The organism is Flavobacterium sp. (assembly GCF_035299245.1).
Taxonomy (GTDB): Bacteria; Bacteroidota; Bacteroidia; order Flavobacteriales; family Flavobacteriaceae; genus Flavobacterium.
The window spans coordinates 469637-486217 of sequence record NZ_DATGWY010000004.1 but is presented as its reverse complement, the minus strand read 5'-3'; the positions used below and the strand labels follow the sequence as shown (position 1 = coordinate 486217).

The following is a 16581-nucleotide window of genomic DNA, read 5'->3' as shown; positions in this document are numbered from 1 at the left end:
TTCGATAATTCGTGGCAAAAAAACTTTTATAGTAAACTTGTCTTTATTTAATGATGAGTTTCTTAATGACTTTTGAATTAGCATCCGTTGTAACTTCAACAAAATAAATTCCCGATTGAATGGAATTGACATCAACGGTTTGTGTATTCGAATAATTCCCTTTTTGAGTAAGTATTGTTTTACCCAATGCATCGATGATCTTGATAGAAGAAATACTCCCTAAATTTTGACTTAAAACAATATTCAATTGATCATTGGCTGGATTTGGATGGACGATGAAATTGTCGGTTTCAAACTCCGGATTACCCAAGGTTTCTACAAATTCAGTAGTAAATGTATTGGTTACAATTGCTGGATTGGACTCAAAAAAGATGGTTGCAAAATTCGGGATAATATCGCCCACTTCATAACCAGCAACGGGTTTGATTTTGAAAAACACTTGTCCCTTACCGACCGTTGTATTCGGAATGGAAACGGGAAGATTGATGTTTTCAAACGTCCAATTCAACTGATTTCCAACTCTACTGACCACATACGGATGACTTGAGCTGAGCATAGTAAAAGTAGTTTCATCTAATTGATCATCGAGGATGTCGTTGATGTAAATCGTTCTGGCTTCAGCAGTTCCAATATTTTCAAAGCGAATGGTATAATACAAATAATCGTTTGATGTGAAAGTTGAATGTAAAATAGTTCCGCCGTGTGACTCCATTTTATCATTCGGATCGTAAGCAGCTACTATAGCTCGAGAATTTGAAAACAAGTTGTTGAACGAATTAAAATCGGCTACTGTAGAAGAAATAGAAGCACTATTAGTCAAAATATCGCCAATAGAAACCGTTGGCAAACTCGGAACACTCATCGTTACATTAATACTTCGGGTTTCAAAAGGAGCCAAATTGGAATAATCATAAGTAAAACCTGTGGCAGTTGGAACAGCACCAGGCTGGGAAATTCCGGTAATAGTAACATTAGAATCTTTTGTGAATGTTACAGTTCCCGATGCATGACTAATTCCTGTATTAGTATAAACAACAGTATTCACATAACTATTTGCAGGCCGCGGTGGATTTTGTGAAAAAATAGAAACCGACACATCCGTATACAGTTGAATACTGGTTACTGGAAAATAAAAAACCTGTGTTCCGCTACCCAATGGTATACTCATGTCTTCATTGATTACCGCTGGTGTCGAAAAAAAGTCGCTGTATGCTGAACTAATCTGAAAACTAAGATCGTAAGTGTTGGATGGATTTGCGTCTAATAGCGAATGATAACCTGTAGATGCATTGATAAAGTTATCAATTCCTGAGTTGTTCATTTGAGTGATATAACTGCCGTGAGGGAAATAGCTTTCGGTATTTTCTTTAATACCATTGTTATTTGAATCCAAATAAGCAATTAGCAAAAGACGATCAGGTGCGATTCCGCAAGTTACATTAGCCGTCCAACCCGTTGCAGTATTATTGGTGTTACTTCTGAATCGAAAAGTTAGACAGCCGTCTACACTGGTTGAAGTAAATGGCCCAGGAATAGTCGTTCCCCAAAATGGACCTGACAAACCACCAGGAACAGTTCCTGAACTATTTGAGCTGGCGATTTGAGGTGCAGAAGTAGAATTTCCATCAAAAACATACAATCCATCACTACCCTGATTAACATCAAATTGAGTAAACGATACAGTAACTATACCGTTAGAGTTTTCAGGACAAATAGTTACAGTTGAATCAGCATTATTGGTGTAATTGGCATTGGCTCCACCATTGTCTGTAAATAGTCCTCCACATGCAGGCGGAACTTGAAGTGTAATTACATTCATCCCAAATGACCAAGCACTACTGTCTGTTTCAGAGCAGATTCCTCTCACATAAAAAGTATAACAAGTATCCGGATTTAGCCCATTATAAACAAAAGGATTAGTAGTGGCCACTTGCCAACCCATTGCACTAGCCGTTGGAGCTAGCGAACCACAAGGCAAAGCCAAAATATTCCAAGTTGTAGCGGTACTATTACTGTTCCACGATAAAGTAGTTGAATTAGTAGTTGTTGCAGTTGAAACTAAAGCATTCGGTCTAGGACATGTTGGTGGTGGAGCACAAGTTACATTTGCTTCCCAACCCGAAAACACAACAGAAGAATCGCTTCTGAATCTGAAGGTTAAACATCCATCAGGACTAGAAGAAGTAAATGGCCCAGGTAATGTTGTTCCCCAAAAGGCACCAGGTAAACCGCCTGGTACACTTTCCGGTAAATTACCACTGGAAATTTGCGGTGAAGTTATTGAATTCCCATCATACACATACAAACCATCCCAGTTGGTTTCTGTATTGAATTGGGTGAAGGTTACTGTGACTAAATCGCCCGGATTATCAGGACAAATAGTAGTGGTTGAATCGCTGTTATTGGGGTAATTGGCATTTAAACCTCCCATATCTGTAAAAGTTTCACCACAGCTGGGCGGAGCATATAATGTTGTACTATTTAATGATTGCGACCATAGACTTGAATCAGCTGACGAACAAACGTGACGAACATAAAACGTATAACAAGTTAACGAATTCAAATTCGTAAAAACATGCGGATTTGTAGTTGAAATCACTCCAGTAGTGGTTGCAGTTGGTGCTGGCGAACCACAAGGAAGCGCCAATACTTCCCATTGAGTCGCCGAACTTGTATTTGTCCAAGATAAAGTAGTTGATGTTGTGGTTACATTTGACGTTTGTAAACTCAATGGTTGTGAACAAGTGGGTGGCGGAGCACAAGTTACACTGGCAACCCAACCTGGTCGTGTTACAGAGTTATCACTTCTGAATCGAAAAGTCAGACATCCATCAGGACTTGAAGAAGTAAATGGGCCAGGAATGACTGTACCCCAAAACGAACCCGCTAAACCACCGGGAACATTCCCTGCAGGATAAGTACTAGCAATTTGAGGATCATCAATTGAATCACCATTAAAAACATATAATCCATCCCAATTCGCTTCAGTGTTAAATTCACTAAAAGTAACCGTTACAAGTTCACCCGGATTGGTTGGGCAAATGGTTACTGTATAATCGGTATTATCAGCATAATTTGCGTTAGGTCCAGCTGGATCAGTGAATGTATCTCCGCAATTTACAGCTTGAGAATAGCCAGAGAAAAGCGACGTCAAAAACACACCTAAAATGGTGAAGAGTAATTTTCTAGTCATAGTTAATGAGTTTTTTAGAAAAAAAGGCCGAGTTAGTTACTCAGCCTTTCTATAATTTTCTTGTTTATTTTACAATTAATTTTTTCACTGCTTTTAATCCATTTTCGGTAGTTACTTCTACGAAATAGATTCCAGGAGAAACGCTATCAACATCTATTGAAGCTTGATTGGAGTTTATTTCAGATGTTGTCATTACAATTTTACCCAATACATCGATTATCTGAATTTTTGAAATTGCTTCGGAGGAAGTATTCAAACTCACAAAAACAATTTCACTGGAAGGATTTGGATGCACTGTAAATGAAGTAGCATCAAAACCAGGATTGGCTAATGGTTCGTAGAATTCAGTTGTAAAGGTGTTAGTAATGATTGGCGGGTTAAAATCAAAATAAATTGAAGCTGCGTTAGGAATAATATCACCTATAGCATAACCTGCTTTTGGTTTAATTTTAAATGCGATGTAACCTTTTCCAACATTCGTATTAGCAATGGATACTGGTAATTGAATATTGTCAAATTTCCAAGTTACATTGTTGTCCACTCGATCTAAAACATAAGGATGACTTGTACTTATCATTTGAAGGCTATTTTCATCTAATTTAGCATCTAATACATCATTCACTCTAATGTTTATAGCACTTGCGTTACCCGTATTCTCAAAACGAATAGTATAAAACAAATAATCACTTGGTGTAAATGAAGAATGAACAATTCGATCACCATGAGCTTCCATTTTATCATTTGGATCGTAAGCATTGATAACCAATTGTGAATTGCTATTGAAATTATTACCTGTGTTTACATCATCTGTTAAAGGTTCGATTGAAGCAGTACTTGTTAAATAATCTCCAGCGTTTACAGTTGGAACAGGCGGAACTAACATACTAACATCAATTGTTCTGGTTTCAAAAGCATTTAAGTTGGTAAAATTATAGGTAAAACCATCTGTTGCTGGAGTTGTTCCAGCTTGTGAAATGGAAGTAATTGTAACATTATTGTCTTTAGTATAGGTTAATGTTCCAGAGGCTATGTTTTGGTTACCTAAGTTAGTGTATACAATTCTATTCATGTAAACAAATCCTGGTCGTGGAGCACTCAATCCTACAATTGAAACTCCTAAATCATTATAAGGCTGAACTACAGTAACAGGAAAATTATAGGTAATCATTCCAGCTCCAATCACCACACTAATATTACTATATGATGAAGGACTCACATTGTACATTGATGCATAAGTGCTATTTACCGAGAAACTAACATCATATGTATTTGATGCTACAATATCATAAATATTATAAACTCCAGTGGGAGAAGTAATGTTGTGAACAACTCCATTGTCGTTCATTTCATATTGAAACTGACCCAGAGGGAAATTTTGTTCACCAACTTCTTGAGAACCGTTATTATTTGCATCCAAAAAGGCATTCAATTTAATTCCGGAGCACGCAATAGTTCCTTGCGTATTACTTAACTCAGAAATGGTTATTAGTCCGGGTTGATTACTAAAATTAGTCACCATCAAAAGATAATACTGACCCGGTTGTGCATTCTGAATAACTGGATTTTCTATAAAAGCAGCAGAATAGCTGCATGAAGCAATATTTGAAGAAAGTTGCGTTGGACTGTTACATGGAGTTACGGGATCAGTAAATGGTCCGTAAACAATATAATCTACATCTAAGCCGCTTCCGCTAGCAGTGGTTTGCACTATTTGTAAACTAATTAAACCAGGTGAACTTACTGGTAAATAAAACCAAGTTGGGTTGGGAGTAGTTCCTAAACAACCTGTCGGTCCTGAGCTAGGAGTTCCTACCGTATTGGAAAAAGGAACACCCAAAGCATTACAAAGTGAGTTGGCTTGAGAACAAATTGATGCTAAGTTACAATTGCTCACTGGTTGTAATGGCAATGAATAAATCACATCACAAGCTCCAACAATCGTTTCTCTGATAAAAATAGCAACCATTGGTTGGAAAGCACTCAATTGATAAGCCGCTGGGTTAGTAATTGGGTTTTGTTCCGCTTGAGCATCAGTAGATGTAGCATAATACGTTAATGCATTGGTTGTGTTGATTTGAGCTTGGGCGGTTGTCAAATCAAAAATCACCATTTGGTCTAAGTTGTCATCACATACTGTCAAAGTTTGTAATGGTGTTAAGTCGTGTTCAAAGTTAAATCCGTTTAAGGCAAACGAACTGATTTCTGAAAATTGTCCATCGTTGCTTTGAATTCTCGAATACAACATTTGATAACCTTGAGCAATACAATACGGATTGGCCGTTATTGGGTTGGTTCCAGCTAATGCATCTGCTTCGGATATATGGTAAGTTACAGTATGATTCGATGGATCTAATGTTCCGATTACGTCGTCATCGTTTTGACTTAAATCGTAACAAACATTATCGGTTCCTTCTGCACAAGCTGTTAAACTTTGTGGTTGACCACTTGCTGTACAATCAACTAATAGTAATTCAACAACTCCCACCGAGTAACAACCTGGGAAATCTGGATTTGCAACCGTATAAAAAACAGGTGGTTGTGTAGGAGGTACCACAGCAGAAAAGTAACAATTTGGATTTCCTATCGGATTCATCTGGAAATTGGCATCCGATTGTGTAGTGTAAAATTGTACAATCGCGTTGGATCCAGCAGCAATATTTGGTACAACTGTAGTCAAATCCCAACATTGGAAATTATTGGAACAAGCTGTTAACGTTTGTGTTATCGCTATAGGACGAGCAACTACGTTTAAATTGTAGGTAATGATTTGAAACTCATTGGTGGTAGTATTGGTTACTCGAGCAAAAATCAATTGTGGATTTGAAGTGTTGGTGAAAGCAACTGGTAAAGCGTTTGTTCCATTTACTGCGTCTGCTTGAGTCAAATGGTGAGTAACCGATAAACCCTGAGCATTGCCGATAATTTCAAATGAAATTTCTTGCATGTAAAACGTGGCGATACCATCATTGTTATCATCACAAATATAATTAAATTGAGAAGGTTGATTCAGCTGAGCTGAAGCTGTCAGAATAGTAGACAGATAAAATAGTAAGAGTAATAATTTTTTCATAGCGTTTTTTTTTGGTTTTGTTTTTGTTTGATTTTTTTGACAGTTAACTAATGTCTCGCATAAACTACAAAAAACATTGGCAATTGAATTAATTTTCAATGATTGTATACTGATTAAAATGGGTCAGAATTTTTATTCGAAAAAAAGTCACTTGTCAAAAATGCTATGCAATATACAAATTTTCAATAAATTACAAACACTTCATCCAAAAAAGAGCAGAATACAAGAAGAAATTAGAAACTCTAAATTTATTAATTGAAGTCAAAAAACACCTTATAAGATTACCAAAATTATTTTTTTGGAGGTGTGTAAAGAAAAGATATTTGATCTGATTCAAGAACGAAACAACACCGCTTTGGTATTTTCATAAAAGCAAAAAAGCCATCCACAATAAAGTGGAAAGCTTTTCATTGGTCTAACTACTAAACCTTTGTCCGCCTAGGCGGACGAAACAACACAACTAATTTTAAATGCTTTTTTGGGCAAAAAAGCGCTCCTAGTGTGGAGCGCTTTTTTTTATTTTCCCAATTTAGCGGTCTGGACGGGACTCGAACCCGCGACCCCATGCGTGACAGGCATGTATTCTAACCAACTGAACTACCAAACCTTTGCTTTATTGCGGTTGCAAATATACATCCATTTTTGATACTTGCAAACGTTTTTTTGATTTTTTTCTGATGCAATTAAATTCAACTAACCAAACATTTGTTTTTCAACCAGATATGTAGTTAAAATCTTTTCGAAATCGGCGCCCACATTGACAGGAACGTATTTTATTTTGTTCTGAGCGCAAGTCATCGATAAGTTTTTGAAGTATTTTTTGATGTTCTTTTCATATTCTTCTTTTACATTTTCGGCAAATAAATTGATAATTTCACCCGATTCTACATCAATAAACTTGCGTGGTGCGCTATCAAAATCGAAGGAAAGCTCTCGTTTTTCATCGATGACGTGGAATAAAACAACACGGTGTTTGTTGTGTTTTAGATGTTGTAAAGCGTTGAATAATTTTTCGTTGTCTTCGTTTTGAAACATATCGGTAAACAAGATGATCATCGTGCGACGGTGCATTTTTTCGGCAATTTGATGCAAATACGTAATGGTGTCGGTTTGCTTGGCTACTTTCGGATTTTCCAACAAGCCTTCTAATATATTCAACAACATTCTATGGTGACGATCAGAACCTTTTTCAGGCGCATAATATTCGTATTTGTCAGAGAAAACACTAAGCCCAACCGCATCACGTTGTTTTTTTAATAAGTTCATCAAAACTGCTGAAGCCAAAATAGAAAACCCAATTTTACTTTCGTAAAACGGTTGATTACTCTCCAATTTTGGATAGTACATGGACGACGAATTATCGATGATTAAGTGGCAACGCAGATTGGTTTCTTCTTCAAAGCGCTTGGTGTACAAACGATCGGTTTTGGCGAATAATTTCCAATCGATGTGTTTGGTGCTTTCGCCCGAATTGTACACTTTATGCTCGGCAAATTCGGCAGAAAACCCATGAAAAGGCGATTTGTGCATACCCGAAATAAAGCCTTCTACCACTTGATTGGCCAACAATTCTAAATGCTTGAATCCGGAAATGAGTTCTTTTTGTTCTTCTATCTTCATAATTACGGCGCTACTGGCTCGAGTCAAATGTAGTAAAAGAATGATGGATTAAAAAGTTAAAAGAGTCTAAAAAAGCACTATATTTCTATTTTAGCCCCGATTGGAGCGGCATCTTTTAACCTGAAAGGTTAAAAATAGAGCGGAAAGCGGGACAAGGGTTCAAAGAATTACTAATTGTGTGCTTCTCAAAAAAAAAAGACCCAATTCCGAAACTTCGGAATCAGGTCTTCTTCACTACTCTAAAAACTACTTACTCAAATTTTCTTCTATTTTTTTTAGTCTTGCTTGCAAATCGGTGTTGATTTGTTGCTGTAATTCGACTTGTTTTTTCAATTGTTCGACTTCGTTTTGGTTGTTTTCCAGCGTTTCCATTTTGGCGTTCAACTCTTTAATGGCATTAATGGATGCCACCAAAATAGAATGCATGTTGAAATTCAGAAAACCGTCTTCATCGACTTGAACGGCATCGGGAAAAAGCGGTTGCACTTCTTGTGCGATGAAGCCAGCAAATTCAGTATCCAACACTTCTTGCTCAAATTTTCGGTCGCCGTTATTTTTATAATGATAGCGAATGGGTTGCAGTTGAATGATTTCGTTTAAGCCTTTAGTATAAGTACCATCCACTGTTTTTAAGCGGCTATCGGAAACAATTGTCCAAGTATTAGAACCTGGTTTTCTGCCTTCGTTTAACGACAATTCGAATTGTCCGCCCGGCGTTGCGGTTCCGATACCGACGTCGCCAACATTAGTGATGCGCATGCGTTCTCCAAAAGTACCCGCGTTATTGGTTTTAAACATCAAATAGCCCGAGTTACTGTTGTTGACACTAGAGGTTTTTCTACCTTCAATGGAAGCGAAATTTCGTGGTAAAAGTGCTCCATCATCAATCATTCCGCCCAACGTAATTGAACCACCCAAATCAATTGCTTGCGGATTGTTGGTTCGTACTAATAAATTCCCATCGGTAGCAAAAGAAGTGACCGCATTTTCGTCCATAATATCCAAACGTGTTTGCGGAGAAGAGGTTCCGATGCCTACATTGACACTTGCTGTTGCGCCGTTTATTCCGTTGATACTGCCTAACACCATGGAGTTGCTTGTGGCTACTTGAGCTCGAGCACCAATTGCTGTGGCGTTGGTTAAATTTCCTGATGCCACATTTGCAGCTTGACCCAATGCAGAATTAAACGTTCCTGTAGTGTTACTCACCAACGTACTATTTCCAAAACCTGTATTTGAAGAACCAGTAGTGTTTCCTGACAATGCAAATCCTCCGAAAGCAGAATTACTTGTGCCTATTGTATTAGCATTTAAAGAAAGATAACCAAAACCTGAATTACCAAAACCTGTTGTATTAAAGCTTAAAGTAAATGTTCCAAAGGCACTATTCCATATTCCAGTAGTATTTGAATTCAGAGAATCAAGTCCAAATGCCGAATTGTCAGATCCAGTTGTATTGGAAGTTAATGCATTGTTACCAAAAGCAGAGTTGTCATTTCCAGTAGTATTTACAGCCAATACATTATTACCAAAAGCAGAGTTAAATATTCCGGTAGTGTTGTTGGCTAATGCACTATAACCAAAAGCCGATAATCCGCTAACAGTAGTTGCAGAAGACAATGCTAAGACTCCAAATGCTGAATTGTTATTTCCTGTTGTGTTGGAAAATAACGAATTGGTTCCATAGGATGAGTTGTTGTTTCCGGTAACATTATTTTGCATGGAATACACTCCGAAAGATGAATTATTGTCACCTGTCGTATTAAAATACAGTGAGTAAATTCCAAAAGCACTATTCAACGTTCCGGTTGTATTGGTTTCTAACGAATGAAAACCCATTGCCGAGTTGCCAACTCCTGTTGTATTATTTAAAAGTGCCGAATAGCCAAAGGCAGACGAACCATTGGCAGTAGTTGAAGATGATAATGCTAAATTTCCAAATGCTGAATTACTATTTCCTGTTGTGTTGGAACCCAGAGCTGTATGACCAAATGCAGCATTATTTATTCCGGTTGTATTCGCCCTCAATGAATCATACCCAAAAGCTGAATTACCATCAGCGGTACTGAATTGTAACGAATTACTCCCAAAAGCAGCGTTTTGATTGCCAATAGAACTTGAGGACAAAGCAGAAGATCCAAAAGCCGAATTGCCTGTTCCTGTTGTGTTAGAAAACATACTCGAATTTCCAACAGCAACATTAACAGTGCCCGTGGTAGTGTTATACATTGCGTTAGATCCAATAGCTATATTACTACTTGCTGTGTTGCTATATAAAGCGAAACTTCCAATCGCTATATTACTAGAACCTGTACTGTTTGTGTACAGCGATCCTATTCCTAAAGATGAATTATTTACGCCAGTAGTATTAGAACGCATACTAGAAACACCTATGGCAATGTTCTGATTTCCTATTGTATTATTCTCTAAAGCTAATGAACCAATAGCGGTATTATTGAACCCAGTTGAGTTGGTAAATAAAGTATTTAAACCGAAAGCGGTATTATTATTTCCCGTGGTGTTCAAATACAAAGCTGATTTTCCAAACGCCGAATTACTGATTCCGGTGCTGTTGGTATACATTGATTCATGTCCGAAAGCCGTATTATTATTTCCTGTAGTATTCAATCGCATTGAATTCGCACCAAAGGCAGAATTATTAATTCCTGTCGTATTAGAGAATAATGACGACAATCCGAAGGCCGAATTAAAAGTACCCGTTGTATTGGCACTCAATGAAGCGTAACCAAAAGCAGAATTATTACTTCCTCCTGTATTTGAATTCAAAGAAGCTGCGCCATACGAACTGTTAAAACTTCCTGTAGAATTATTCTGCATGGAGAAAGCACCTGAAGCCGTATTTTGAGCTCCTGTCGTATTTGAAAAAAGCGCCAAATAACCAAAAGCCGAGTTACTGTTTGCCGAAATATTAGAGGCCAAAGCGTTGGTTCCGAAAGCCGAATTGAATCCACCAACGGTATTGTCGTTTAGTGAATTATATCCAAAAGACGAGTTGTTACTCCCTGTTGTATTACTCTGTAATGCTGAATAACCGAACGCTGCATTTTGACCTCCACTTGTGTTGTCTTCTAATGCACTGTAGCCAAAAGCAGACAAACCACTATTTGTTGTTGTAGCATTCAACGAGAAAATTCCAAAAGCAGAATTATACTGACCCGTTGTGTTAGAATACAAAGCGGCATTACCAAAAGCGGCATTTGCTAAACCTGTTGAATTATTTCCTAAAGCGATATTCCCAAATGCACTGTTTAAACCTCCTGTTGTATTCAATTCTAACGCAAAAACTCCAAATGCCGAATTATTACCGCCTGTGGTATTTGAAAGTAGAGCATTTCGCCCAAAAGCAGAATTGAAGAAGCCTGTTGAATTGGAAGACATTGACTGTGACCCAAAAGCAGAATTCCCAGCTCCAGTTGTATTGAACAAAAGTGCTGAATTCCCAAAAGCAACATTATTACTTCCTGTTGTATTAAAGGCTAACGAATTATATCCGTACGCTGAGTTAAAACTTCCAGTAGTATTGGCTGTAAGTGATCCGCTTCCAAAAGCAGCTATTTGAATTCCCGATGAGGAAGCATTAAAAGCATTCACACCAAACGAAGAATTACTTACACTTAATAATCCTGAAAAGACATTGTTTCGTTTAAAAACTACATTGGCATTATTGATGGTTCCCATAAAATGAGTCGCCGCATTAATTCCTGAATTTCCATTGATTGACCAACCCGAAGTTTGATTATTTCCTACCGAAATCCAATCGGAGCTGACATTGTCCCAATAGTAAAATCCGATGGTTTTCGGGTTGCCTGAAAATGTGGTGTCTGTGGTCAAATACACCATTATTCCTTGTTGAGCAACCGTTGGATTGGTGGCGGGAAAGGCATCCATTTTCGGAATGAGTAATCCGTCGGTGTTGTTGGGTGTTGCTTGGTTGCTCGAACGAACATCCAATTGTGCATCGGGTAAAGTAGTGTTGATTCCGACTTGCGAAAAACCCAATTCAAAAAAAGCCAAACAACTAACAATCAAAGTAATCTTTTTCATTTTCTTTTCTTTTAAGACTATCAAAATTGGTATTTAATTCCTATTATTGAAAGTGCTAATAGACGAACGACAATTTAAATAGACAGACAACTGAATGAAACATTATTTTTTTTTATAAATTTGGTTACACAGAAAAAAGATGAAAGTACTCAATTGCATAATAATAGATGATGATGAAATAGACCGATTAACGGTGCTTTCGTATGCAAAGCGGTTTCCACAACTGAACATTTTGGGTGTTTTTGAGGATGGAGAAGATGCTTTACCTTTGTTGGAAAACCAAGATATTGATGTGCTTTTTTTAGACATCGACATGCCTACTTTAAGTGGATTTGAGTTCCGGAAAAAAGCGATGACGGTTCCAGTTTGCATCTACATTACTGCGCATCCGGAACATGCTGTTGAAAGTTTCGAGTTAGAAGCTTTAGATTTTATAGTAAAACCGCTAAAAATGGATCGTTTTGAGCAAACTATTCAGCGTATTGAGGCATTTATGGAAATCAAGTTCAAGGCGCAATTATTCGATTCGAGCTTAGGTGGCGATGCAATTTACATCAAAGAAGGTCACGAACAAACCAAAGTAAAATTGCATGATATTTTGTATTTGGAAGCCTTAAAAGATTACACTTTGGTGGTTACTTCTCAAAAAAGACATTGTGTACTTTCGAGCATCGGGACATTGTTGAAAGAAGCTCATTTTCAGTCTTTTGTACGAATTCACCGAAGTTTTGCTGTACAAAAACAATTTGTTAAAAAAATAAATTCGTACGAAATTGAATTGGAAAACAATATTGTCATTCCGATTGGAAGAAGTTACAAAGACAACTTAAATTTGATTGCATGAGAAGACAATTACTGATGTTGTTGTGCCTTCCTATTTTGTTATTCGGACAACAAAATAAGAAACCATCGGCCTCAGAATTGATGAAATTAACTATTCAATGCGACACTCTTTTACAACGTCGGGAATTCCAAAAATTAATCGACCTTGCCACAGTAGGCATAAACAAATCCAAAAACAATACGTATTTCCAAGCACGATTCAATTATTTTAAAGCCTACGGTTACGAGTACAATAATAATCTCTACGAAAAAGCAGTTCCGTACTACGAAAAATCATTGTATCATTCGCAAAAAGGAAAGAATTTAAAAGAAGAAACGCTGGCTTTGATGCGGTTGAATTACCTCTATTTTTCGACCAAGCAATTTGCCAAACGCGATAGTTTAATCCGTTACATAGAAAAGGTTTTGGACACCACAAAAAGTGTCTATACACAAGGAATCTTAAACGGTAGCCTGGGCGAATACCATCTCGATCAATCGGCGTATGAGAAGTTCATTGGATACAAATTAAAAGCCATTGACTACCGCAAAAAATTTCCGAAAGACGACAAAAAGAACATCGTAAACATAGGTGTTTCCTACTCTCAGATCGCCAGTGCTTACCTTAAAATGAAGCAGTTCAAAAAGAGTATTGAGTATTCTAATTATGCCTATCCGTATTTGAAAACATCGCCCAATGCATTGGCTTACTTATACAATGATTACATTAAGTGTTTTGTAGAACTCCGGAAATACGACAGCATCAAAAAATATTATGATAACACCTATAAATTAGTCAGTAAAAACGATTCGTTGCATTTGAATATTAGCTCGGCCAATCGGTATATGTCGGAATATTTCATCATTAAAAAAGACATTCCAAAGGCAACTTATTACGCAGAAAAAGCGGTAAATTATGCGTTAAAATCAAATGACGAGGTAATTGTAATGGAGGCCAATATATCCAAAGGAAAAGTGCTTTTTGAGAAAAAAAACTATTCCGAAGCGATAAAAACACTCCAAAGCGCCTTGCAATATGCGTATGAATTTGACAAAGAATCGTACATCATCATTAATGAAAAAATTGCGGAATGTTATGCAGGTTTAGGCGATTGGAAAAAAGCGTATCAGTATCACATTGATTACAGCAACAGCAACAAGGCGATGTTGTTGGAATCTGGAAAACAAAGTATCGCCAATGCTGAAGCTAAATTTCAGAATCAAAATAAACAAGAAAAAATCAATGCTCTTTCAACTGAAAATAAACTGAAAAATCTGCAAATTGAAAGTTCACGTAAGCAAAAAATATACTTGGCTCTTGGTTTTATTCTTTTCGGAATTATTGCTGGATTATTGTACCGACAAAATCAAAATCGAAAACGAACCAACGAAAAACTACAGCTATTAAACGCCGAATTGGACGAAGCCAACAAAACCAAAACGCGTTTCTTTAGTATTTTGAATCACGATTTGAGAAGTCCGGTGACCAATTTGATTCATTTTTTACACCTACAAAAAGACAATCCCGAATTGTTGGATAAAGAAAGCAAACAACGTTTAGAAAACAAAACAATTTTAGGTGCCGAAAATTTACTGACTTCGATGGAAGACATACTGTTGTGGAGTAAAGGTCAGATGGAGAACTTTAAACCTCAACCGAAAACCATCTCTATTTCAAGTATTTTTGACGATACAAAAGCGCATTTTTCGAGTGAAGAACACATTCAATTTCAATTTGAAAACCCGAGTAATTTATCATTAGTAACCGATGAAAATTACCTCAAAACCATCATTCGAAATTTAACCGGAAATGCAGTGAAAGCTTTAGAACACTTTGTCCCTAACAATGAAAAAGATTCCCACGCTGCGCTCGGAATGACACCAACCATCACTTGGAAATCATTTCAAGAAAACGGAACCCCTTTTTTATCCATTTCAGATAATGGTCCGGGAACGACTTTAGACAAATTCAAAGCCTTGTACGACGACAAAGAAGTAGTGGGAATCAAAACCGGTTTGGGCTTGCATTTGATTCGCGATTTGGCTAAAGCGATCGATTGTGAAATCAAAGTCGATACTAAAGTAAATGAAGGAACGACGATTACTTTGAAATTCTAAAAAAGGCCCAACTTTCGTCGGGCCAATTTCTGCTTAAAACTACTTACTTAACTTTTTTTTGTAGATTATTTGTATTCAAGATTGGGATTAATACAATCGAATTAATGTAATTTTCGATTCTCTAATTTTTATTTCTCCGCCAGCAGGTCCGCCAGTATTTGCGCCTATAAAACTTCTCATTTTAATTCCAATTTGGTTGTTGGCATTTAAAAAAGTCACAATACTTCCTGAAATTTGATGTGCAGGCATAGTATAAACTTGAGTAAAATTGGCTCCATTTGGAAAAGAATCTACATCTAAAAAATCAATTCGTTGCGTTTGCAATCTGTTATTATTGCTTTTATTATCTATATAAGCACTGGTTTGAACTAATCGAGTACTTGTACAAGGGGAATTACAATTTAAACTAAAAGTATTGTAAGCATCTAAATAATAGGTTATTAAATAAGTTCCATTTTCGGGCACAATTATATTTGTGGTTGGAAAATCTACTTCTTCACCTTGAATAGTTGTCGTCAAATCTCCAGCATATTGAACATAACTTTGATTTACGGTTGCTGGTGGCACTATTGATGCAGGAGTTTCCCAAGTTGCATATCCATTAGCATCCGAAGTTAATATCTTACCCACACCAGCTCCATTAGTGATTTGAATATTTGAAGTTTTAGTATTTCCATTAACTTCTAATTTTGCACTTGGGTTTAGTGTTCCAATTCCAACACTAGTACCCATAATAGCAGTCCTTCCAGAAGAATTAATCAATAAATTATCATCTTCATCTTCACTAATGTAAACTAAATCGGCATCTCCAAAATTTAGCTTTCCAAATTCTCCAAACGATTCACCGCTACCAACTAAACGCAACGAATTATCACTGCCCGAAATTTCTACTTTACTTAATTCGGGATTAAAACCTGTATAATTGGAAGGTTGTATTTTTACAATCGTTCCATTGTCAATGATTTGTGAATCGCCTCCTGTTGTAGCGTTTGTAAATTTTACAATTCTATTAGCTGTTCCCGTCATGTTTGCGCTTCCAGGAATACCTTGCGGTCCTGTTGCTCCAGGTAATCCTTGTGGACCTGTCGCACCCGTTAAACCAATTGGTCCTTGCGGACCCGTTGCTCCTGTTAGACCTTGGATTCCTTGTGGACCTTGCGGACCCGTTGCTCCAGTTAATCCAATTGGACCTTGCGAACCCGTTGCGCCTTGTACTCCTTGTGGACCTTGTGGGCCAGGATTTCCGCTGGCGGCATACAACGCAAAAGGCACACTTAACAATTGCGATGTTCCCGAAATAGTGTAATTGGTTCCGCCTGTTGGATCGGTTTCCGTTTTGACAAAATACGGTCCGTTTGCCCAGTTAATGGTTGCAAAATTTCCCGACACAACCGTTCCTCCGCCAATTTCAAAAGTAGCTAAACCATTAGTGTTGGTTAAAGGTTGATGGGTTTCGGTGTAGACTGCTGTACCTGTTGCAGAAGTTTGAAGAATACTTATTCGTATTCCAACATTAGCATTAGAAACCAATGCATTGCTTGCATTACGAATGACCGCTTGGTAGCTCATTTTTTGTGGTGCTTGCGCGGATGCAGACTGCAGAACGAACAAGGCAGAAAGCAACAAAACTGATTGGGTTATGAATAGTAATGATTTTTTCATGGTATATTGAATTAAATTTGATTGTATTTCT

The 16581-nt window shown here is 37.2% G+C and carries 7 protein-coding genes and 1 tRNA gene; 2 read left to right on the top strand and 6 right to left on the bottom strand.

All coding sequences use genetic code 11. The features are described from left to right. Window positions 1-43: 43 nt before the first annotated feature. The 5 genes from VK161_RS03680 to VK161_RS03660 all read right to left on the bottom strand — a co-directional run bounded on the left by VK161_RS03680 (window position 44) and on the right by VK161_RS03660 (window position 11948). Window positions 44-3193, bottom strand: a complete 3150-nt coding sequence (locus tag VK161_RS03680; protein ID WP_324213405.1) for a DUF7619 domain-containing protein — start codon at window positions 3191-3193, stop codon at window positions 44-46. A gap of 64 nt (window positions 3194-3257) precedes the next feature. Continuing rightward, complete coding sequence (locus VK161_RS03675) at window positions 3258-6263, bottom strand: T9SS type A sorting domain-containing protein (RefSeq protein ID WP_324213404.1); 3006 nt, start codon at window positions 6261-6263, stop codon at window positions 3258-3260. Between the two features lie 533 nt (window positions 6264-6796). Next, window positions 6797-6870, bottom strand: a tRNA-Asp gene (locus VK161_RS03670). 86 nt (window positions 6871-6956) lie between these two features. After that, window positions 6957-7883 carry a DUF58 domain-containing protein gene (locus VK161_RS03665; protein WP_324213403.1) on the bottom strand — a complete coding sequence of 309 codons (927 nt, stop codon included), beginning with the start codon at window positions 7881-7883 and terminating at the stop codon, window positions 6957-6959. A 246-nt stretch (window positions 7884-8129) separates the two neighbouring features. Next, the gene (locus tag VK161_RS03660) at window positions 8130-11948 is read right to left on the bottom strand and encodes a tail fiber domain-containing protein (protein ID WP_324213402.1); all 3819 of its coding nucleotides are present in this window, start codon (window positions 11946-11948) and stop codon (window positions 8130-8132) included. A gap of 139 nt (window positions 11949-12087) precedes the next feature. Between VK161_RS03660 and VK161_RS03655 the strand changes: the two genes are divergently transcribed. Together VK161_RS03655 and VK161_RS03650 are read left to right on the top strand one after the other, a co-directional pair. Next, window positions 12088-12792, top strand: coding sequence for a LytTR family DNA-binding domain-containing protein (locus VK161_RS03655; protein WP_324213401.1), 705 nt, complete (start codon window positions 12088-12090; stop codon window positions 12790-12792). Further along, the gene (locus VK161_RS03650) at window positions 12789-14888 is read left to right on the top strand and encodes a tetratricopeptide repeat-containing sensor histidine kinase (RefSeq protein WP_324213400.1); all 2100 of its coding nucleotides are present in this window, start codon (window positions 12789-12791) and stop codon (window positions 14886-14888) included. The genes VK161_RS03655 and VK161_RS03650 overlap by 4 nt, the downstream gene beginning before the upstream one ends. 87 nt (window positions 14889-14975) lie before the next feature. On the opposite strand, the gene VK161_RS03645 is transcribed toward VK161_RS03650, so the two are convergent. Further along, window positions 14976-16550 (bottom strand): hypothetical protein, encoded by a 1575-nt coding sequence (locus tag VK161_RS03645; protein ID WP_324213399.1) that lies wholly within the window; start codon window positions 16548-16550, stop codon window positions 14976-14978. Window positions 16551-16581: the final 31 nt, after the last annotated feature.

Bases quoted from the DNA above. Each gene is read 5' to 3' on its own strand.
- VK161_RS03675 (WP_324213404.1), bottom strand. From the start codon at position 6,263: ATGAAAAAATTATTACTCTTACTATTTTATCTGTCTACTATTCTGACA.
- VK161_RS03660 (WP_324213402.1), bottom strand. From the start codon at position 11,948: ATGAAAAAGATTACTTTGATTGTTAGTTGTTTGGCTTTTTTTGAATTG.
- VK161_RS03655 (WP_324213401.1), top strand. From the start codon at position 12,088: ATGAAAGTACTCAATTGCATAATAATAGATGATGATGAAATAGACCGA.
- VK161_RS03645 (WP_324213399.1), bottom strand. From the start codon at position 16,550: ATGAAAAAATCATTACTATTCATAACCCAATCAGTTTTGTTGCTTTCT.
- VK161_RS03665 (WP_324213403.1), bottom strand. From the start codon at position 7,883: ATGAAGATAGAAGAACAAAAAGAACTCATTTCCGGATTCAAGCATTTA.
- VK161_RS03680 (WP_324213405.1), bottom strand. From the start codon at position 3,193: ATGACTAGAAAATTACTCTTCACCATTTTAGGTGTGTTTTTGACGTCG.
- VK161_RS03650 (WP_324213400.1), top strand. From the start codon at position 12,789: ATGAGAAGACAATTACTGATGTTGTTGTGCCTTCCTATTTTGTTATTC.